20 protein-coding genes are annotated in these 19,454 nt (G+C 67.2%); 14 read left to right on the plus strand and 6 right to left on the minus strand.

Annotated features, from left to right (window positions below; all coding sequences use genetic code 11):
* Positions 1–4: 4 nt before the first annotated feature.
* The 3 genes from V2S85_RS22900 to uvrB all read right to left on the minus strand — a co-directional run bounded on the left by V2S85_RS22900 (position 5) and on the right by uvrB (position 2,746).
* Entirely contained in the window at positions 5–229 is a 225-nt protein-coding gene (locus V2S85_RS22900; protein WP_271181982.1) for a type II toxin-antitoxin system HicB family antitoxin, read from the minus strand.
* The gene (locus V2S85_RS22905; RefSeq protein WP_271181981.1) at positions 226–480 is read right to left on the minus strand and encodes a type II toxin-antitoxin system HicA family toxin; all 255 of its coding nucleotides are present in this window, start codon (positions 478–480) and stop codon (positions 226–228) included. Before V2S85_RS22905 ends, V2S85_RS22900 begins: the two co-directional genes overlap by 4 nt.
* Before the next feature lie 79 nt (positions 481–559).
* Entirely contained in the window at positions 560–2,746 is a 2,187-nt protein-coding gene (gene uvrB / locus V2S85_RS22910; RefSeq protein WP_330705120.1) for an excinuclease ABC subunit UvrB, read from the minus strand.
* Here uvrB and V2S85_RS22915 point away from each other — a divergent pair.
* From V2S85_RS22915 to V2S85_RS22925, 3 genes are all read left to right on the plus strand, one after another.
* Positions 2,730–3,410 (plus strand): DUF3617 domain-containing protein, encoded by a 681-nt coding sequence (locus V2S85_RS22915; protein ID WP_330705121.1) that lies wholly within the window; start codon positions 2,730–2,732, stop codon positions 3,408–3,410. The genes uvrB and V2S85_RS22915 overlap by 17 nt on opposite strands.
* Before the next feature lie 26 nt (positions 3,411–3,436).
* A complete protein-coding gene (locus V2S85_RS22920; RefSeq protein WP_330705122.1) occupies positions 3,437–4,213 on the plus strand; it encodes an alpha/beta hydrolase in 777 nt (258 codons plus the stop codon).
* Positions 4,214–4,366: 153 nt separating this feature from the next.
* Positions 4,367–6,232, plus strand: coding sequence for a hypothetical protein (locus V2S85_RS22925; RefSeq protein ID WP_330705123.1), 1,866 nt, complete (start codon positions 4,367–4,369; stop codon positions 6,230–6,232).
* 15 nt (positions 6,233–6,247) lie between these two features.
* Here V2S85_RS22925 and V2S85_RS22930 read toward each other — a convergent pair whose 3' ends face one another.
* On the minus strand, positions 6,248–7,756 hold the full coding sequence (locus tag V2S85_RS22930; RefSeq protein WP_330705124.1) for a YifB family Mg chelatase-like AAA ATPase: 1,509 nt from the start codon (positions 7,754–7,756) through the stop codon (positions 6,248–6,250).
* Positions 7,757–7,902: 146 nt separating this feature from the next.
* Between V2S85_RS22930 and V2S85_RS22935 the strand changes: the two genes are divergently transcribed.
* From V2S85_RS22935 to V2S85_RS22985, 11 genes are all read left to right on the plus strand, one after another.
* The gene (locus V2S85_RS22935; protein ID WP_330705125.1) at positions 7,903–8,664 is read left to right on the plus strand and encodes an alpha/beta hydrolase; all 762 of its coding nucleotides are present in this window, start codon (positions 7,903–7,905) and stop codon (positions 8,662–8,664) included.
* A gap of 68 nt (positions 8,665–8,732) precedes the next feature.
* Entirely contained in the window at positions 8,733–8,867 is a 135-nt protein-coding gene (gene rpmH / locus V2S85_RS22940; protein ID WP_008831762.1) for a 50S ribosomal protein L34, read from the plus strand.
* 132 nt (positions 8,868–8,999) lie between these two features.
* A complete protein-coding gene (gene rnpA / locus V2S85_RS22945; protein WP_330705126.1) occupies positions 9,000–9,389 on the plus strand; it encodes a ribonuclease P protein component in 390 nt (129 codons plus the stop codon).
* The gene (gene yidD, locus V2S85_RS22950; protein WP_330705127.1) at positions 9,386–9,631 is read left to right on the plus strand and encodes a membrane protein insertion efficiency factor YidD; all 246 of its coding nucleotides are present in this window, start codon (positions 9,386–9,388) and stop codon (positions 9,629–9,631) included. Before rnpA ends, yidD begins: the two co-directional genes overlap by 4 nt.
* Before the next feature lie 81 nt (positions 9,632–9,712).
* Positions 9,713–11,479, plus strand: coding sequence for a membrane protein insertase YidC (gene yidC / locus V2S85_RS22955; protein WP_330705128.1), 1,767 nt, complete (start codon positions 9,713–9,715; stop codon positions 11,477–11,479).
* A complete protein-coding gene (gene yihA / locus V2S85_RS22960) occupies positions 11,476–12,117 on the plus strand; it encodes a ribosome biogenesis GTP-binding protein YihA/YsxC (protein ID WP_330705129.1) in 642 nt (213 codons plus the stop codon). The genes yidC and yihA overlap by 4 nt, the downstream gene beginning before the upstream one ends.
* A 252-nt stretch (positions 12,118–12,369) precedes the next feature.
* Complete coding sequence (locus V2S85_RS22965; protein WP_330705130.1) at positions 12,370–13,503, plus strand: DUF47 family protein; 1,134 nt, start codon at positions 12,370–12,372, stop codon at positions 13,501–13,503.
* Positions 13,504–13,513: 10 nt separating this feature from the next.
* Positions 13,514–14,515, plus strand: a complete 1,002-nt coding sequence (locus V2S85_RS22970) for an inorganic phosphate transporter (RefSeq protein ID WP_271181973.1) — start codon at positions 13,514–13,516, stop codon at positions 14,513–14,515.
* 167 nt (positions 14,516–14,682) lie between these two features.
* Positions 14,683–15,351, plus strand: a complete 669-nt coding sequence (locus V2S85_RS22975) for a glutathione S-transferase family protein (protein WP_330705131.1) — start codon at positions 14,683–14,685, stop codon at positions 15,349–15,351.
* Positions 15,351–16,208, plus strand: coding sequence for a S1/P1 nuclease (locus tag V2S85_RS22980; protein WP_330705132.1), 858 nt, complete (start codon positions 15,351–15,353; stop codon positions 16,206–16,208). Before V2S85_RS22975 ends, V2S85_RS22980 begins: the two co-directional genes overlap by 1 nt.
* A gap of 153 nt (positions 16,209–16,361) precedes the next feature.
* Entirely contained in the window at positions 16,362–17,270 is a 909-nt protein-coding gene (locus tag V2S85_RS22985) for a DMT family transporter (RefSeq protein ID WP_330705133.1), read from the plus strand.
* A 6-nt stretch (positions 17,271–17,276) separates the two neighbouring features.
* Here V2S85_RS22985 and V2S85_RS22990 read toward each other — a convergent pair whose 3' ends face one another.
* A complete protein-coding gene (locus V2S85_RS22990) occupies positions 17,277–18,602 on the minus strand; it encodes a NupC/NupG family nucleoside CNT transporter (RefSeq protein WP_330705134.1) in 1,326 nt (441 codons plus the stop codon).
* Between the two features lie 321 nt (positions 18,603–18,923).
* Positions 18,924–19,121 (minus strand): hypothetical protein, encoded by a 198-nt coding sequence (locus V2S85_RS22995; protein WP_330705135.1) that lies wholly within the window; start codon positions 19,119–19,121, stop codon positions 18,924–18,926.
* Between the last annotated feature and the right edge of the window lie 333 nt (positions 19,122–19,454).

Raw genomic sequence — 19,454 nt, forward strand, 5'->3', positions numbered from 1 at the left:
GGGATCAGACCGCCGCGTAGATCGCGGGCCGATACCGGGGCTCGGGAATGGCCAAGCCCTTTTCGGCCGCCACGTCCAGCCAGCCTGCGATGGCATCGTCGATGTTGGCGAGCGCTTCGGCGCGCGTATCGCCGTGCGCGGAACAGGGCTTGAGGTCGGGAACGTCCGCGATCCAGCTCGCGTCCTCGTCCGACCAGAACAGGTTGATGTGGTAATGTGGCTCGTTCACAGGACGATATATAGCCCGTGTTGCTCAACCAGTTCAAGGAACTCGCGAACCTGATAGGGCTTCGCGTCCTTGTCGCTGGGCTGGACGGGGAAGGGCCGTTGCAGGGACGGATGCGTCCAGATCTGGTGACTGCCCTTCGTGCGGACATGCTCGAAGCCGAAGGCTTTCAGCAACCGCTCGAAATCCCGGAAGGCGACGGTTCGGTTTCGGGATTCGAGGAGTTGAGTGTAAAGTCTTGTCGGTTTTATCATGGCTGCCCTCAGTAATGCGCAGCACTTTTAATACTGGCCACTAAGTGATTCGCAACAAGCCCCCTTATGGAAAAGCCGGCTACTTCCCGAACTTCCGCTGCGTCTTCCCGTACCGCATCTTGCGTGTGCCCGGCTTGCCCTCGTTGCTACGCCCCACCCTCGGCGCCTTGTGCTCCGCCTCGGGCAAACCAAGCTCATTCTGCTCAAGCCGCCTGATCTCGTCGCGCAGGCGTCCGGCCTCTTCGAACTCCAGGTCCGCGGCGGCCGCGCGCATGCGCTTCTCCAGGTCCTCGATGTACGAGCGCAGGTTGTGGCCGACGAGGTTGTTGGTGCTGTCATCCTCGAGGTCCACCACCACGCCGTCGCGGCTGGCGGTATCCGCCACGATGTCGGCGATGCGGCGCTTGATCGTTTGCGGGGTGATGCCGTTTTCGAGGTTGAACTGCTCCTGCCGGGCGCGGCGGCGGTCGGTTTCGGCGATCGCGCGCTCCATCGATCCGGTCATGCGGTCGGCGTAGAGGATCACCCGCCCGTCCACGTTGCGCGCGGCGCGGCCGATCGTCTGGATCAGCGAAGTCTCGCTGCGCAGGAAGCCTTCCTTATCCGCGTCTAGGATGCACACGAGGCCGCATTCGGGAATGTCGAGCCCCTCGCGCAGCAGGTTGATGCCGATCAGCACGTCGTAGACGCCCATGCGCAAGTCCCGGATCAGTTCGATGCGCTCCAGCGTCTCCACGTCGGAGTGCATGTAGCGCACCCGCACGCCCTGCTCGTGCATGAACTCGGTCAGGTCCTCGGCCATGCGCTTGGTGAGGGTGGTGACGAGAGTGCGGTAGCCCTTGGCCGCCACGTCCTTGCACTGGGCGATGCAGTCCTGCACCTGATCCTCGACCGGGCGGATTTCCACCGGCGGGTCGATCAGGCCGGTCGGACGGATGACCTGCTCGGCGAAGACGCCTCCGGTCTGGTCCATCTCCCAGTGGCCGGGGGTGGCCGAGACGGCGAAAGTCTGCGGACGCATCGCGTCCCACTCGTTGAAGCGGAGAGGGCGGTTGTCGATGCAACTGGGCAGGCGGAAGCCGTATTCGGCCAGCGTGATCTTGCGGCGGTGGTCGCCCTTGGACATGGCGCCGATCTGCGGCACCGTCTGGTGGCTTTCGTCGACGAAGAGCAGGGCGTTGTCAGGCAGGTACTCGAACAGGGTCGGCGGCGGCTCGCCGGGGATGCGCCCGGTCAGGAAGCGGCTGTAGTTCTCGATGCCGTTGCACGATCCGGTGGCGGCGATCATCTCCAGGTCGAAGTTGGTGCGCTGCTCAAGCCGCTGGGCTTCCAGCAGCTTGCCCTCGGCCTCCAGTTCCTTGAGCCGCTCGGTCAGTTCGAACCGGATCGCCTCGCTGGCCTGCCGCATCGTCGGCCCCGGTGTGACGTAGTGCGAGTTCGCATAGACGCGCACCTTTTCCAGCACCGCGCCCTTCTTGCCGGTGAGGGGATCGAATTCGGCGATCTCCTCGATCTCGTCGCCAAAGAAGCTGATGCGCCAGGCCACGTCTTCCAGATGGCTGGGGAACAGCTCCAGATTGTCGCCGCGCACGCGGAAGTTGCCGCGCGCAAACGCCACGTCGTTGCGCTTGTACTGCAGGGCGACGAGCTTGCGGATGATCTCGGTCTGGTCCTGCGCCTTGCCGGTGACGAGGTCGAAGATCATCGCCGAATAGGTCTCGACCGAACCGATGCCGTAGAGGCACGACACCGAGGCGACGATGATGACGTCGTCGCGCTCCAGCAGCGCGCGGGTGGCCGAGTGGCGCATCCGGTCGATCGCCTCGTTCACCGAGCTTTCCTTCTCGATGTAGGTGTCCGACCGGGGCACGTAGGCCTCGGGCTGGTAATAATCGTAGTACGAGACGAAATATTCGACCGCGTTGTCCGGGAAGAAGTCCTTGAACTCGCCGTAGAGCTGCGCGGCCAGGATCTTGTTCGGCGCCAGGATCAGCGCGGGGCGCTGCAGTTCCTCGATCACCTTGGCCATCGTGAAGGTCTTGCCCGAGCCGGTGACCCCCAGCAGCACCTGAGTCTTCTCGCCGTCGGCCGCGCTGGCGACGAGTTCGGCGATGGCGGTCGGCTGGTCGCCCGCCGGGGCATAGTCCGAGACGATCTTGAACGGCCGCCCCGGCATCGATTTCTCGGGCCGCTGCGGTTTGTGGGGGACGAAGTTCTCCGAAGTATCGGGTTCTTCGAGGCCGCGCCGGATGATGATCTCTGCCATGGCGGAACATATGGGGTATATCCGTTCCCGCGGCAACAGGACGTTGGCGCGGGCGTGTTGGAGTGATAGCCCTCGGTCGTTCCGCAAGGAGAGGGAGAAGACCATGAAGGCCCCGATGACGACCGCAGTGATGATCGCAGCGGCTGGCGCGCTGGCACTGGCGGGGTGCGGATCGAAGGAGGATGCCTCCGACGGTGCGACCCGATCGGTCGAGGACGTGCAGAAGGAAGCCGCCAAGCTCGATACGCCGGAGGCGGGCGAATACCGGCAGGTGGTCGAGATCACCCGGTTCGAGGTGCCCGGCATGCCCAAAGAAGCGGCCGAGCAGATGAAGACGATGATGACGGCCGGTCAGCAGAGCACGATCTGCCTGACGAAGGAGGATGCCGAGAAGGGCTATCGCGACATGTTCAGGAACGTCGGCAAGGGCGATCAGTGTTCCTATTCGAAATTCGATGTGGACGGCGGCCGTCTCGATGCCCAGATGGATTGCCAGTCGCCGCAACAGGGAAAGGCGGTCATGAAGCTTAACGGTACGGTCAGGAATGATGGTTCAGACGTGACCGTCGACATGGACATGACCGGCGGGCAGGCCCCGATGCGTTCGATGAAGATGACGATGCACCTGACCACCACCCGCCTCGGAGACTGCAAGGTCCGGTAGCGGTTTCACGAGGTATGCGAAGGCCGATGGATCCGGCGAACGAGGAACAGGACCGCTCCACCCGCTCCCTGCGCGAGGCGATCGCGCGGCGGGCGGCGTTCGCGCGCGAACAGCACCCCGAAGGCGTCGGCAAGCCGCCGCTGGAACTGATGTGGGCGGAACTGCGCTCGCTTTATCGCGGCGGGCACAAGTTCGGGCTTAACGGGCAAGCGGTGAAGGCCGCCGTCAGTCCGATGCCGGTGATGTTGCTGCCCGGTTTCGGCTCGCACCCGCGTCGGATGAAGCCGATGGCCGATGCGCTTTCGGCAGCGGGGCATCACGTTCACCAGTGGGGGCTGGGCCTCAACCTCGGGCCCAACGAGCGCAACTTCTCGTACCTGATGCGCCGCGTGGCGGTGATCGCGCGGGAGAACTGGCATCCCGTCGCGCTGGTCGGCTGGTCGCTGGGCGGCCTCTTCGCGCGCGAGATCGCCCGGCGCGAGCCGGCCCTGGTGGCCAAGGTCATCACCATGGGCACGCCTTTCTCGGGCGACCCGCGGGCCAACAATGCATGGAAGGCGTATCAGGTGGTGACCGGCCATTCGGTGGACCGGCCGCCGATCGACTGCGATTTCTCGGTCAAGCCGGCGGTGCCGACGGTCGCCTTGTGGAGCCCGCGCGATGGTATCATCCAGCCGCGCGCCGCCGCCGGCTGGCCGCACGAGCGCGACCGCGCGGTGGCGCTCCGCTGCAGTCACCTCGACTTTGCGAGTTCGCCCAAGGTCGTCGCCGAAGTGCTGCGCCAACTCGACATCCGCGAATAGCGACGAGGCGCACGCGGCTCGCGTTCGGACGAGCTGTTGCAAGGTTTCCGGGCTTTTCGATGAACGAAAGCGCCACGCCGGGTTCAGGCGCGGGGAACTAGGCATTGTCTCGATAGATGTGAAACGGGGGGCGGGGCTGGAAGGAGACCTGCCATGGCGCATACCTTGCGCGCGATATTGATGCTGGGCGCGGCCGCCGGTCTTGGCGCCACGCTTTCCGGCTGCGGCCCTGACGACGGGGCCCAGACCCAGAGCAAGCAGGCTATCGCCGACGTCGAGTGGCCGCTCTCGGCCTATGGTATCGATGCGCCGGCCGACACCGACGCGCTGCCGCCGTTGCCGGATGCCGAGCCGATGGCCCCCGCCGCGCCGGTCGCCCGGGCCGCCTCGTCGAACGTCAGCTACGCCAATGCTCCGCGCTATTATGACGAAAGCTACTACCGCGACGAGGACGGCCCCGACCGGTACGACCAGAGCGCTGATGACGGTGGCGGTGATCCTTATGCGCTGATCGCGCTGGCGGGCGTGCTGGGCGGCGTTCTCGGCAGCGCGCCCCCGGATTACGGCTTCGGCTACGAGGGGGCGCAGCCCTGGGCCTGGGAAACCGGCGACCATTACCGCCGTTATGCCGAGCCGATCGACGGCGGTTATCGCTACTACTATTACGCGCCGCGTCAGGAACGACCGTTTCTGGTGCGCGATCCCTATTATTCCTACGGTTATCGCGGAGACCGGATCGCCTACATCTACGACCGCGACGGCCGGGTGATCGACCGCAGGCGGGCCGAGCGCCAGCGTCTGGTCGGCGATCGCTATCGCACGCGCGGCTACGACCTCTACCGCGCCTCGCAGCGCGAGCGGCGGTTCGGCGTCTCGGCGCCGCTCTGGGCGCAGCGCCGGGGCGAGGTCGCGCGGGAGCAGGCCCGCTGGGACCGTGTCCGTCAGGAGCGGCGCGGCTGGCGCGACTGGGATCGTCGCCATGACGATGTCGTCGCCGCCCGCTGGACGCAGGAGCGCGCGGCCCGGCGCTTCGCCTCGGATCGCTTCGACACCTGGCGCAAGACGGATTATCGCGGCGAGGCCCCGCGCTTCTACCGCGAGGCGGCGCGCGACCGGCAATTGCGAAAGGCCGCGCTGGCGCAGCGCGAGACGCTGCGCCGCCAGCAGGCGCTGCGGGCCGAGCAGCGCCGCATGCACGAACGCAGGCAGGAGCAGCGCATCGCCGTCGCCGCGCGCCACGATCCGCCGCGCTTCATGGGCGTCGATGGGCGTCCGTTCACGCGTCCCGACGACGCTCGCCGTGAGCAGCAGCGGCGTGAGCAGGCGCATCGTGCTCAAATCGCCCGCGAGCAACAGCGCCGCGACGGCGCCGCGCGGCAGCAGCGAGAGGTGCAGGCGCACCGGGACGATGTGCGCAGGCAGGCGGCGGCGCGCTCGGAGCAGGCCCGGTCCCAGCAGGTCCGGCGTGCGCAGCAGCAGAAGGCGCGTCAGGCACAGCTGGTCAGGGCGCAGGCGACGCGCAAGCAGCAGCAACAGGCGCAGCGGCAGCGTACCGCTCAGGAAGCCCGCCGCGCGCAGCAGGTGCGGGCCGAGCAGGCCCGTGCGCGTCAGGCGAGCACGCAGCAGGCTCGCCAGCGCCAGCAGCAGGCCGAACGTGCCAGGGTCCGTCAGGCGAGCACCGAGCAGGCCCGCCAGCGCCGCGAGGCCGCCAGTGCCCGTCAGCAACAGGCCCGTGCCGTTCAGCAGCGCCGCGCCAGCCAGGCGCGTCAGGCGCAGCAGAAGCAGGCGCAGGTTCAGCAAGCCCGTCAACGCCAGCAGCAGCAGGCGCAGCGTGCGCAGGCCCGTCAGGCGCAGGCGAAACAGTCTCAGGCGCGTCAGGCCCAGGCACGTCAGGCCCAGGCCCGTCAGGCACAGGCGCATCAGGCCCAGCAGCGGCAGGCTCAGGCTCGCCAGCGGGCCCAGCGGCGCGATGCCGGTGCCGATGCCCGTCGCCGGGTCGCGGCTCGGGAGCATCGCTGACGCTCGCGCCGCGCCTCAGTTCACCGGGGCGCGGCGGCGGTAGCTGAGCGCCTCGGCGATGTGAATGCGAGTGACGCCGTCCGCGCCGGCAAGGTCGGCGATCGTGCGTGCGACACGCAGGATGCGGGTATAGCCGCGCGCGGAAAGGCGCATCGCCTCGGCGGCCTGCAGCAGCAGCCGCCGGCCCGGCTCGTCCGGGGTGGCGTGGGTCTCCAGCAGGTCGCCGTCGAGCTGCGCGTTGGTGCGCGCAGGGGTACCGCTCAGCCGTTCGGCCTGGATCAGCCGCGCCCGCGCCACCCGCGCGGCGACTTCGGCGCTGCCTTCCCTGGGCGGGGGTAGGGCGAGATCGGCGGCGCGCACGGGATCGACCTCTACGTGGAGGTCGATCCGGTCGAGCAGTGGGCCGGACACCTTGCTCTGGTAATCGGCGGCACAGCGGGGGGCGCGGCTGCAGGCGAGTGCGGGATCGCCAAGATAACCGCAGCGGCACGGGTTCATCGCCGCGACCAGTTGCACCCGCGCCGGATACGTGAGGTGGGCATTGGCGCGGGCCACGGTGACTTCGCCGCTCTCCAGCGGCTGGCGCAGCGAATCGAGCGCCTGGCGCTGGAATTCGGGCAGTTCGTCGAGGAACAGCACGCCAAGGTGCGCCATCGAGACTTCGCCGGGGCGCACCTTGATGCCGCCGCCGGTCAGCGCCGCGATCGAGGCCGAGTGGTGCGGCGCGCGGTAGGGGCGGGCGCGGCTGATGCGACCGCCTTCCAGCGTGCCCGCGACGGAGGCGACCATCGAGACTTCCAGCGCCTCGGCCGGGGTGAGCTGGGGCAGGACGCCGGGCATGCACGAGGCGAGCAGCGACTTGCCCGCGCCGGGCGGTCCGACCATCAGCAGGTTGTGCGCCCCGGCGGCGGCGATCTCCAGCGCGCGGCGGGCGGTTTCCTGCCCCTTGACTTGCCTGAGGTCCGGGCCGTGGACCATCGGTTCGACTTCGCCGGGCGGCGGCGTTGGCAGCACCTGCTGGCCGCGCAAGTGGTTGAGCAGGCTGATGAGGTTGGGGGCGGGGACCACCGGCACCCCGCTCGCCCAGCGGGCTTCCGAGCCTTGCGGGGCAGGGCAGATCAGCCCTTTCTCATGCTCGCTGGCGTGGATCGCGGCGAGCAGCACGCCGGGGGAGGGGATCACCCGCCCGTCGAGCGCGAGTTCGCCCACGGCGACGAAATCGCCCAGCTGTTCGGCATCGATCACGCCCATTGCGGCCAGCAGCGCCAGCGCCACCGGCAGGTCGAAGTGCGACCCCTCCTTGGGCAGGTCGGCGGGGGAGAGGTTGACGATGATCCGCTTGGGCGGCAGCGCGAGGCCCATCGCGGTCAGCGCGGCGCTGACACGCTGGGTGCTTTCGCGCACCGCCTTGTCGGGCAGGCCGACGAGGGTGAAGCCCGGAATTCCCGGCGCCACCTGGCACTGGACCTCGACGGCGCGCGCCTCCAGCCCGAGGTACGCGACGGTCGAGACGATGGCGACCAAGATCGATCCTTAAGCAAAAGGGAGCCCCAGAGGGCTCCATCTAGTACCGCCGCAGGGCCGGGGCGCCATTCGCAAAATCATCCCTTACAGCACTTTAACCGGACCTGTGAGGTGGTGGGTAAGGGTGCGCGGCGCAGACACTGGCCATGCGCTCGCTTTCCGTATGTCTCGCGTGTGTCGCCCTGTTCGCTGTGTCCCCCCTGTCGGCGCAGGTGATCGACTACGAGGCTGTCGACGAGGTCTCCGATCCCGTCGTTACGGGGGGCGAGCGCACCCTCTTCACCACCGCCGTCGTCGAGGCGCCGGCGATCGCGCAAGGGCCCGCCTACGGGCCGTTCCGCGTGATCGACGAGGGCCGCGCGGCGCTCGTCGATGTCACGGACGGGCGCACGCCGGCGCTGTTCGCGGCGATGCTGCGCGATCATCCCGGCATCGCCACGATCGAGATGATCGACTGCCCCGGCACCGAGGACGACCTCGCCAATCTCAAGGTCGGGCAGATGATCCGGCAGCGCGGGCTGGTCACGCATGTTCCGGCGGGCGGTTCGGTCCGTTCGGGCGGGGTCGAGCTGTTCCTGGCGGGAGCGCGGCGCTATGCCGATCCGGGTTCGGAGTTCGCGGTCCATTCTTGGCAGGACGACACCGGGCTGGAGCCATCGGACTACGCCGCCAATGCGCCGGAGAATCGCCGCTACATCGACTACTACCGCGCCATGGGCATGAGCACTGGCGAGGCACAGGCGTTCTATGCCATGACCAATTCGGTTCCGTTCGCGTCGGCGCGCTGGCTCGACGAGCGCGAGATGGGTGCATGGGTGCAACTGGACGACGTGAAAGTGGACGTGACCCCGCGTTTTCAGTTCGTCCAGCTTGCGGCGCTTGTTGACTCAATCCCCTCGTTCCAGTAACGGCGGCCAACGATTTCCATGGTCGTCCGGTTTGGGCGGCCCTTTTTGTTAGATTTTCGAGGACTGACATGAAGCGCACTTTCCAGCCGAGCAACCTTGTTCGCGCCCGTCGTCACGGCTTCCGTGCCCGCACCGCGACCGTCGGTGGCCGCAAGGTTCTGCGCGCGCGTCGCGCCCGCGGCCGCGCCAAGCTCTCGGCCTAATCCGCCGGGATCGGCAGGGGCCCCGGCTCCTGCCATAAGCGGCGCCAGCCCACGCTCCCGCCTTGCGCGAGGGCATGGGCTGGCGCCGTTTTGCTTTGGCGCGAATCGCCATGTCCCGACGTTCGAGCTGTCATGAAGCAGGCTGACGCCTACACGGTCCTGAGCCGTCGTTCGGACTTTCTCGCCGCCAATCGCGGCCTGCGAGTCGCGCGTCCCGGTTTCGTACTGCTGGCCAACCGCAATGACGGACTGGGACGGCGCGCCGGGATCACGGTGACCAAGAAGATCGGCAATGCCGTCGTGCGTAACCGCATGAAACGGCGTTTCCGCGCGCTGCTTCGCGAATTGCTGCCCGAGCATGGCCTTGCCGACACCGACCACGTGCTGATCGGCCGCGAAGGCGGGGTGGAGCGCGACTTCGAGAAGCTGCGCGTCGAACTCGTCGCGGCGCTGGGCAGGGCGCGGGACGGCAGGGGGGATGCGCCCCGGCCTCACAATCGCAAGCGCGGTCCCCGCAAATGAAGCGAATCGTCGCCTTCCTCGTGTCGCTTCCGGGGCTGGCGATCATCGGGATTGCCCGGCTGTGGCAACTCGGTCCCTCGGCGATCATGCCGCCGACCTGCCGCTATTCCCCGTCCTGTTCGCAGTACGCGATCATCGCGGTTCGCAGGCATGGTGCGATCAAGGGTGGATTGCTGGCGCTGTGGCGTCTATTGCGCTGCAATCCCTGGGGTGGGCATGGGCACGATCCCGTGCCGGACTGAACCTTAGACACTAGCGAATTGACGCCGGTGGCCCCACATGGCCGCCGCCGAGACGAAGATACGGGCAGGAAACAGGCTTTCGTGGAAAACCAGCGTAACATCATCCTCGCGGTCGTGCTGACCGCGCTCGTTCTCTTCGGCTGGGAGGCCGGGGTCGGCTATTTCTATCCGCAGGCCAAGACCCCGACGCAGACCGTCGCGGCGGGCGGCGCTGAAAACGCGACCAAGCCGACCAAGCCCACCCGCGAGGGCGGCCTGATGGACGCCGCCGACCGCACGCTGGAAGCGAAGGATCTGGCGACCGAACTGGGCGCCAAGGGCCGCGTGAAGATCCAGGCGCCGGGCCTCTCGGGCTCGATCAACCTCAACGGCGCGATCGTCGACGACCTCGTCATCAACCGCCACCGCGAGACGGTCGAGAAGAACTCCGGCCCGGTCCGCATCTTCTCGCCCTACGGCACGCCCGCGCAGCAGTTCACGCAGTTGGGCTGGGTCGGGCAGGGCATCGAGACGCCGGATACCAACAACCCGCGTGTCTGGACCGCGCCCGCAAATGCCGTGCTGACGCCGAGCACCCCGGTCACGCTGACCTGGACGAACCCCACCGGTCAGCGCTTCGGCATCACTTATTCGATCGATCAGAACTACATGATCACCGCGAAGCAGACCGTGGCGAACACGGGCGGCAACGCGGTTTCGGTCAAGCCCTTCGCGATCGTCAACCGTACCGAGAAGACCGCCAGCCTCGACACCTGGAACGTCCACTCCGGTCCGATCGGCGCCTATGACGGTTCGGTCAGCTTCGCGACCAACTACAAGGACGTGGCCGAGGCCGGCTCCATCAACGAGACGGGCAACACCGACTGGATCGGCTTCACCGACGTCTACTGGATGTCGGCGCTGATTCCCTCGGGCGCGAAGGCGACGAGCACGCTGCGCTCGATGGGCAACCAGATCTTCCGCGCCGACGTCGTCTACGATCAGGCGATCGTCCAGCCGCGCACCGCGCAGAGCGTGACCACCAAGATCTTCGCGGGCGCCAAGGAGCACAAGGTGCTCGACGCCTACGAGGCGCAGGGCATCGCCAACTTCGGCCTCGCGATCGACTGGGGCTGGTTCCGCTGGTTCGAGAAGCCGATCTTCTGGCTGCTCACCAAGCTGTTCAGCCTCGTCGGCAACTTCGGCGTCGCGATCATCCTGCTGACCCTCATCGTGCGCGGCATGATGTTCCCGGTCGCCCAGCGCCAGTTCGCCTCGATGGCGGCGATGCGCGCGATCCAGCCGAAGATGAAGGCGATCCAGGAGCGCTACAAGGACGACAAGCAGAAGCAGCAGCAGGAGATCATGGCCCTCTACAAGCAGGAGAAGGTCAATCCCCTCGCAGGCTGTCTGCCGATGTTCCTGCAGATCCCGGTGTTCTTCGCGCTCTACAAGACGCTGATCCTGGCGATCGAGATGCGCCACCAGCCCTTCGTGCTGTGGATCAAGGATCTGTCCGCGCCCGATCCGCTGCACGTGCTCAACCTGTTCGGCCTGTTGCCGTTCGATCCGCCCAGCTTCCTGGCGATCGGCGTGCTGGCGCTGCTGCTGGGCGTGACGATGTACCTGCAGTTCCAGCTGAACCCCGCGCAGATGGACCCGGCCCAGCAGCAGGTGTTCAAGCTGATGCCGTGGTTCATGATGTTCGTGATGGCGCCGTTCGCCTCGGGCCTGCTGGTCTACTGGATCACCTCGAACCTGCTGACCATCGCGCAGCAGAAGTTCCTCTATAGCCGTCACCCGCAGCTCAAGGCGCAAGCCGAGAAGGATGCGGCGGACAAGGCCCGTTCGGCGGCACGCCCGAAATGAGTGAGGACCTTCACGAACTGACGGAGCGCGCGCGCAAGCTGTTCTCGGGACCGGTGACGTTCCTGAAGTCGGCACCGTCGCTGCAGTTCCTGCCCGATCCCGATGCGCCGGAGATCGCCTTCGCGGGCCGGTCGAACGTGGGCAAGTCCTCGCTGCTGAACGCACTGGTCGGCCGCAAGGCGATCGCGCGTACTTCGGTGACGCCGGGCCGCACGCAGGAGCTGAACTTCTTCGACGTGGCGGAACCGCTCAAGTTCCGCCTCGTCGACATGCCGGGCTACGGCTTCGCCAAGGCGCCGCCCAAGGTTGTCGAGACCTGGCGCCGTCTGGTGCGCGACTACTTGCGCGGCCGGGTGGTGCTCAAGCGCACACTGGTCCTCATCGATTCGCGCCACGGCGTGAAGCAGGTCGACCTCGACATGATGGAGATGCTCGATCAGGCGGCGGTGGGTTACCGCCTCGTCCTGACCAAGGCGGACAAGATCAAGGCCAGCGAACTGGAAGCGGTCCACGCCGCCACCATCGCCGAGGCGCGCAAGCATCCCGCCGCGTTCCCGGTGGTCCACGTCACCAGTTCCGAAAAGGGCCTCGGAATCGAGGAATTGCGCGCTGCCGTGCTGGGCGATTCGGAACTCTGATTTCACGCTTTCGTCATTGCGAGCGAAGCGAAGCAACCCAGGGCAGCACTAAGCCGCGCTGGGTTGCTTCGCTTCGCTCGCAATGACGGACGGGAGGGCCTTCGGTAAATTGCCAAGCCTTTGGAAATCATCCTTTCATCATTCGAGTCCACAATCGAGACCGCGTCTCCATTTGTGACATTTGCATGACGGCGCGCCGTCCCCTATGGGGCGCAGCTTCACGCGTCGAGGGATGAAAGGAATCTCGCCCATATGCGCCAGATTGCCGTTCTTCCTTACCGCACCGTCGGCCCCGCCGTCGACGCGCCCATCCAGATCCTGCTCATCACTTCGCGCAGCACCCGCCGCTGGGTGATTCCCAAGGGCGGGCTGATGAAGGGCCTGCAACCGCACGCCGCCGCCTCGAAAGAAGCGGAAGAGGAAGCAGGCGTGCTGGGCGCGACCTGCCCGGTTCCGCTGGGCTCCTACCGCTACCGCAAGCAGCGCAATTCGGGGGCCTCGGTCTGGGCCGACGTCGATGTCTATCCCTTCGCGGTCACCGACGAGCTTTCCACATGGGACGAGCAGCACCAGCGCGAACGGCGCTGGTTCTCGCTGGAGGAAGCGGCTAGGGCGGTCGACGAAGAGGACCTTCGCGCCCTCATACGTTCCTTCGGCGCACGAGAATTCCGCGCCGCCGCCAGTCCCGCGCGCTTCCTTGGCGCGGCCATGGATACGGTGGCCAGCAAGACAGGGGTCAATGCCATGTTCGCCTGGTTCCAGAAGCTGCTGCCCGAGCAGGGCAACTTCTTCGACCTGTTCGAGAAGCAGGCCGCCACGCTGGTGGCCGGCGCCGACGCGCTCGCCCGTCTGGCGCAGGGCGGCCCGGGCCGCGCCCAGCACATCCGCGAGATCGCCGAGCGCGAGCACGACGCCGACGACATCACCCGCGAAGTTCTGCAGACGGTGCGCCGCAGCTTCCTGACGCCGTTCGACCGCTCGGCCATCACCAGCCTCATCAACACGATGGACGATGCCATCGACGAGATGCAGCAGACGGCCAACGCCTGCGATCTCTACGAGGTGAGCGAGTTCGAGCCGGAGATGATCGACATGGCCGCGATCATTGTCGATGCCGCACGCCTGACCGCCGAGGCGATCCCGCTGCTGCGCAAGATCGGCGACAACGGCCACCGCCTCCACGAACTGACCGAGCGCCTCGTGCGCATGGAAGGCCACGCCGACGAGATCCACGCGGCCGGGCTCAAGCGCCTGTTCAAGGCGGACCTGACCAACCCGATGCACTTCTTCGTGCGGCAGGAGATGTTCAAGCGCCTCGAGCGCGTGGTCGATCGTTTCGAAGACCTCGCGAACGAGATCGACGGGCTGGTCATCGACCACTCGTAAAGGCCCGACCATGGACCACAGCCTTGCCCTGCCGCTGCTGATCGGCCTCGTCGCGCTCGCGCTGGCGTTCGACTTCCTCAACGGGCTGCACGATGCCGCCAATGCCATCGCGACGGTGGTGGCGACGCGGCTGCTCTCGCCGGTCTTCGCGGTGCTGTTCGCCGCCGCCGGCAACTTCCTCGCCTACTTCTTCGTCGGCCTTCATGTCGCCGAGACGGTGGGCAAGGGCATCATCGACGTCGATGCCGTCACCCCGGCGGTGGTGTTCGGTGCCTTGGTGGGCGCGATGTTCTGGAACGTGCTGACCTGGATCAAGGGCATCCCCTCCAGTTCCAGCCACGCGCTGATCGGCGGGTTGCTGGGCGCCGGCATCGCGCATGGCGGCTTCGCGGTGGTCGAAAGCTCGGGCACGGTGAAGACCATCGCGGCGATCTTCGTCTCGCCGGTGCTGGGCTTTGCCATTGCCATGTTGCTGATGCTGGTGACGAGCTGGCTGTTCAAGGGCACGTCCCCGCGCCAGTCGAACGGCATCTTCAAGAGCCTCCACCTGCTCTCCAGCGCCGCCTATTCGATCAGCCACGGCGGCAACGACGCGCAGAAGACGATGGGTATCATCGCGGTGCTGCTCTACTCGACGGGGCACATGTCGGGGGGCTTCCATGTGCCGCACTGGGTGGTGCTGTCGTGCTATCTGGCGATTTCGCTGGGGACGCTGTCGGGCGGGTGGAAGATCATCAAGACGATGGGCTCCAAGCTGACCAAGCTCAACCACCACTCGGGCTTCTGCGCTTCGACCGCCGGTTCGATCGTGGTGTTCGGGGCTTCGGCGCTGGGCATTCCGGTCTCGACCACGCATGCCATCACCGGCTCGATCGTCGGCACCGGCGCGGCGCGGCGGTCGAGCGCGGTGCGCTGGTCGGTGGCGAGCCGGGTCATCGTGGCATGGTTCGTGACGATCCCCGCCAGCGCGGCGGTGGGCGCGCTGTTCTATCTGATAACGCGGGCGTTCTGAGGGCGGCGGGGCTTCGGTGCTTCGACAGGCTCGGCACTCAGCCTGAGCGGATTTGAGGGGGCATCAGCCAACGTCCGCTCACCCTGAGCTTGTCGAAGGGTCAGGCTCGACACATCGCGCCCCAGCCTCTAGGCCGCTCGTTCAGCAATCCCGAGGAACGCCGCCCCGTGAAGCTCATCATCGGCAACAAGAACTACTCCAGCTGGTCGCTGCGCGGCTGGCTCGCCTGCAAACAGTCGGGCCTGCATTTCGACGAGATCACCGTCCCCCTGTTCGGCGAGGAATGGGAAGCCTTCAAGAAGTCCTCCGACGACCTCGCCCCCAGCCACGGCAAAGTGCCGATCCTGTGGGACGGCGAGGCGGTGGTGTGGGATTCGCTCGCCATCGTCGACTACCTTGCGGACAAGGTCGGCCGCGACCGCTTCTGGCCCAAGCAGGACGCCGCGCGCGCCATGGCGCGATCGATGGTGGCCGAGATGCACTCCGGCTACCTCTCGCTGCGCCGCAACTGCCCGATGAACATCCGCTCGCGCGTCGAACTGCCGGGGCTTGAGGACGAGACCCGCACCGACATCGTGCGTATCCTCACCCTCTGGGCCGAGGCGCGGGCGCGGTTCGGCAAGGGCGGGCCGTTCCTGTTCGGCACCTTCGGCGCGGCGGACGTGTTCTACGCGCCCGTGGTCAGCCGCTTCCTGACGTACGGCATCGGCGTGCCCGGCTTCGCGCAGGCCTATATGCAGGCGGTGTGGGAGCACGAATGGATGCAGGCCTGGATCGCCGCCGCCGAGGCGGAGGACTGGGTCATCGAACAATACGAAACCCCGGTGGCCCGCTGATGCGCAAGCTTCTCCTTCCCTTCGCCGCGCTGGCGAGCGTCCTGTCGAGCCCGGCGATGGCCTGGGGCTATCTTGGCCACAGCACGGTCGGCGCGATCGCCATGGCCAACGTCCAGCCCTCCACCCGCGCCGCGATCCGGCGCCTGATCGCGCACCAGGCCGAACTCGACACGCCCGAGTGCGCGATGACCTCGATCGAGAAAGTCGCCACCTGGCCCGACTGCATCAAGGGCGAGAAGGGCCGCTGGGCCTACCAAAGTTCGTGGCACTACCACGACCAGCCGGTCTGCGGGACGTTCGACCTCAAGCAGTTGTGCCGTGACGGCATGTGCGCCACCGCGCAGCTCGAACGGAACGAGAAGGAGCTGGCGAACCGCAAGCTGGCGCCGGTGCTGCGACTGGAAGCGCTGTCGCTGGTCGTTCACCTCGTCGGTGATATCCACCAGCCGCTCCACATCGGCGAGAACGAGGATCTGGGCGGCAACAAGGTGAAGGCCGACTACGGCGACGCGCCGGGCCGCAACCTGCACTCGATCTGGGACACGACGCTGGCCGAGCGCGCGATCACCTCTGCCCGTCCGCCGCTGGTGCGCGTCTACAGCGCGGCCGAGAAGGCGCAGCTGGCGACCGGCGGCGTCGCCGACTGGGCGCGTGAGAGCTACGAGATCAGCCGCGACGTGCTCTATCCGCTAGCGTTCGGCGGCAAGCTGCCCTGTGATGATGAGGGCGACGTGAAGGAACCGCAGAAGGTCGTCTGGACCAACGCCGCGATCGAGCAGACCATCCCCATCGTCGACGAGCGCATCGAGCGCGCGGGGCTCAGGCTCGCGAAGGTGCTCGACGAGGCGCTGGGGTAAAATACGACAATAGGCCCGTCATCCCGGCGCATGCCGGGACCGTGGGCCGTCTTCAGGCGCCCATTGTCGTCAAGGCGCCCCGCCGCAAGCTGCCGCCTCAAGACTTGCCCGCGGTCCCGGCATGCGCCGGGATGACGCAAGGGAAACACCATCATGCCCAAGTCGCCCTCCACCACCCGTGCGTTTCTGCTGCTCGGCCTCGTGATGCTCCTGTGGGCGGGCAATTCGATCACTGGCCGCGCGGTGCGGGACGCGATCCCGCCGTTCACGCTCGCCTTCGGGCGCTGGTTGATCGCGGTGCTGGTGCTCGCGCCTTTCGCCGCGCGGCGGGTCTGGGCGGAGCGGGCCGAGGCGCTGGCCGGATGGCGCTGGATCGTGGCGCTGGGGTTCCTGGGCATCGTCTGCTTCAACGCCTTCATCTATTCCGGGCTGCATCATACCAGCGCCGCCAACGCGCTGCTGCTGCAGGCATCGATCCCGGCGCTGGTGCTGGTGCTCGACCGTGCGATCTTCGGCACGCGGGCGGGGGCGCTGCACGTCGCGGGGGTGGTCGCATCGACGATCGGCGTCGTCGCCATCGTGTTCCGGGGCGACGTCTCCGCACTGGCCTCGCTGCACCTCGGCTCCGGCGACGCGCTGATCCTGTGCGGCGTGGTGGTGTGGGGGCTCTATACCGTACTGCTGCGGCGCAAGCCGGCGATATCCTCGGCGAGCTTCCTGCTGCTGGTGTTCGTGATCGGCGCGCTGGCGATGGCGCCGCTGGCGGCGTGGGAACGGGCGCAGGGCCTGCGGGTCGAATGGAGCCCGGCGGTGGTCGCGGCTTTTCTGTACGTCGGCGTGTTCCCTTCGGTTCTGGCCTATTTCATCTACAACGCCGCCACCGCGCAGCTGGGCGCGGCGCGCTCGGGGCAGGCGATCACGCTGATGCCGCTGTTCGGCGCGCTGCTTTCCGCTCTGCTGCTGGGCGAGCGGCTGGAGGGTTACCACTTCGCGGGCATGGCGCTGATCCTGGCCGGGATCGTGCTTTCCGCCCTTGAACTGGCGCGGCGCCGGGGCGGCTAGCCCCCGTCACATGCCGGTGAGGAACAGCCCCGCCAGCGCCGCGCTCATCAGGTTCGAAAGGCTGCCCGCCGCCAGCGCGCGGATGCCCAGGCGCGCGATGATCGGGCGCTGGTTGGGCGCGAGGCTGCCGGTCACCGCCATCTGGATCGCGATCGACGAGAAGTTGGCGAAGCCGCACAGCGCGAAAGTCACCACCGCGACGGTATGGGGCGAGAGCGCGGCGTCCTTGCCCAGTTCGATGAACGAGACGAATTCGTTGAGCACGATCTTGGTGCCGAACAGACCGCCCGCATGCATCGCCTCGGTCCAGTCGGGCGCGGCGAGGAGGTAGAAGATTGGCGCGAAGATATAGCCCAGCAGCGACTGGAACGTCACGTCCTGGAAGCCAAGCAGCCCGGCGATCGAGCCGACGACGCCGTTCGCCAGCGCGATCAGCGCCACGAAGGCCAGCACCATCGCGCCGACCGCGACCGCCAGTTTCACGCCGGTCTGCGCGCCCTGCGATGCGGCCATGATGATGTTGGCGGGCTTTTCCTCCTCGTGCTCCACCGCCTCGGGCTCGTCGATGTGGACGCCGGGGAGGTGGGTGACGTCGGCGCGGTTCATCGCGGCGGCAGCAGCACCGGCGGGCGGGAAGGTGCCTTCATGGACCTCGGTATCCGAGACCATGCCGGGGCGCGGGTCGGGCATTATCATCTTGGCCATGAAGATGCCGCCCGGCGCCGACATGAACGCGGCGGCGACGAGGTAGTCGATGCGGATGCCCATCGAGGCATAGGCGGCCAGGATCGTGCCCGCCACGCCCGCCAGGCCCACCGTCATCACGCAGAACAGCTGCGAGGGGTTGAGCGAGGCGAGGTAGGGGCGGATCACCAGCGGCGCCTCGCTCTGGCCCACGAAGATGTTGGAGGCCGCGCAGAGGCTTTCGACCTTGCTGATCCCGGTCACCTTTTCCAGCGCGCCGCCCAGCCAGCGCACCACCAGCGGCATGATGCGCAAGTAGTACAGGATCGAGATCAGCGAGGCGAAGAAGATGATGACCGGCAGCGCCGCGATGGCGAAGCTGGTGCCGCCGATCTCGGGCGAGGCAAGCGGGCCGAACAGGAAGTCCACGCCGGCATGGGCATAGCCCAGCAGGCTCTCCACCCCCGATGCCGCGCCGCGCAGCATGCGGTTGCCGAAAGGCACGTAGAGCACCAGCGCGGCAAGCCCCGCCTGCAGCGCGAAGGCCGCGCCGACGACGCGCAGGCGGATCGCCTTGCGGTCGGTCGAGAGGGCGAAAGCTGCCGCCATGATGAGAACGATGCCGATCAGGCTATAGGCGACATGCATCGAGGCGCTGGGCTCCGGGAAAGAAAGGGGGAAACAGCCGCCGACCCTAGAGGCGGGAGGGGCGCAGGGCTAGAGGAAACAGGGCGAGGTTTACACGGTTTACACGGTCCAGGGGGAAAAGTGTCACCTTGTGGGCCGTATGCTCCGGGATTGGCGGAAATCCGTGGGTGCAGGTGTCACCTTGCGCGGGAAAAGTGTCACCTTGGGGCAGCGATGTGTCACCTTGCGAGGCATGGAGTGTCACCTTGTGATCGAGGCAGGGCGGGGGAGCCGCCGCCTTGCGAAGATACTCCGGCGCGCCGTCTGTAGGAAAGCGCGGCGCTATTCCGCCTGCCGCTTCATCTCCAGATAGGCGGCCTCGCGCGCGTCCTCCGGCAGCGCCAGCAGGTGGCGGCTGGCGTCCTTGTAGGTCAGGAATTCCCGGCCCTCGACGACGATGGGCTGGGTGCGGCCGTTGTAGATACGGCGCAGCAGGCGGCGCTGGGCACGGGGCAGTGCGGTTTCGGCGTCTTCGGTCATCGGCGGGCGGATAGCACGGCGGGAGGCGGGTGGCGAAGAGGGGCAGGAATATCCACGCAGAGGCGCGGAGGAGTCCCGCTCGCGGCCGCGCCGCTTTCCTCGTCAACGGAGCGTTTTCCTCATCGCTGCAAAAGGAAGGGAGGCGGCGGTATTACGTAAAACCTCTGCGCCTCTGCGTGAACCCGTTTTTCTGATTTTGATGGAAAGGCAGCTTACCCCCATTCCTCCCCCTTGGGGGAGGGGGACCATGCGAAGCATGGTGGAGGGGCACGCGGTGGATCGCCAGACCTCGATCGGCGGGCATTGGGAAGCGTATCAACGCGATGGCATGCA

The sequence above is a fragment of the Novosphingobium resinovorum genome, from assembly GCF_036352595.1.
Taxonomy (GTDB): domain Bacteria; phylum Pseudomonadota; class Alphaproteobacteria; order Sphingomonadales; family Sphingomonadaceae; genus Novosphingobium; species Novosphingobium resinovorum_B.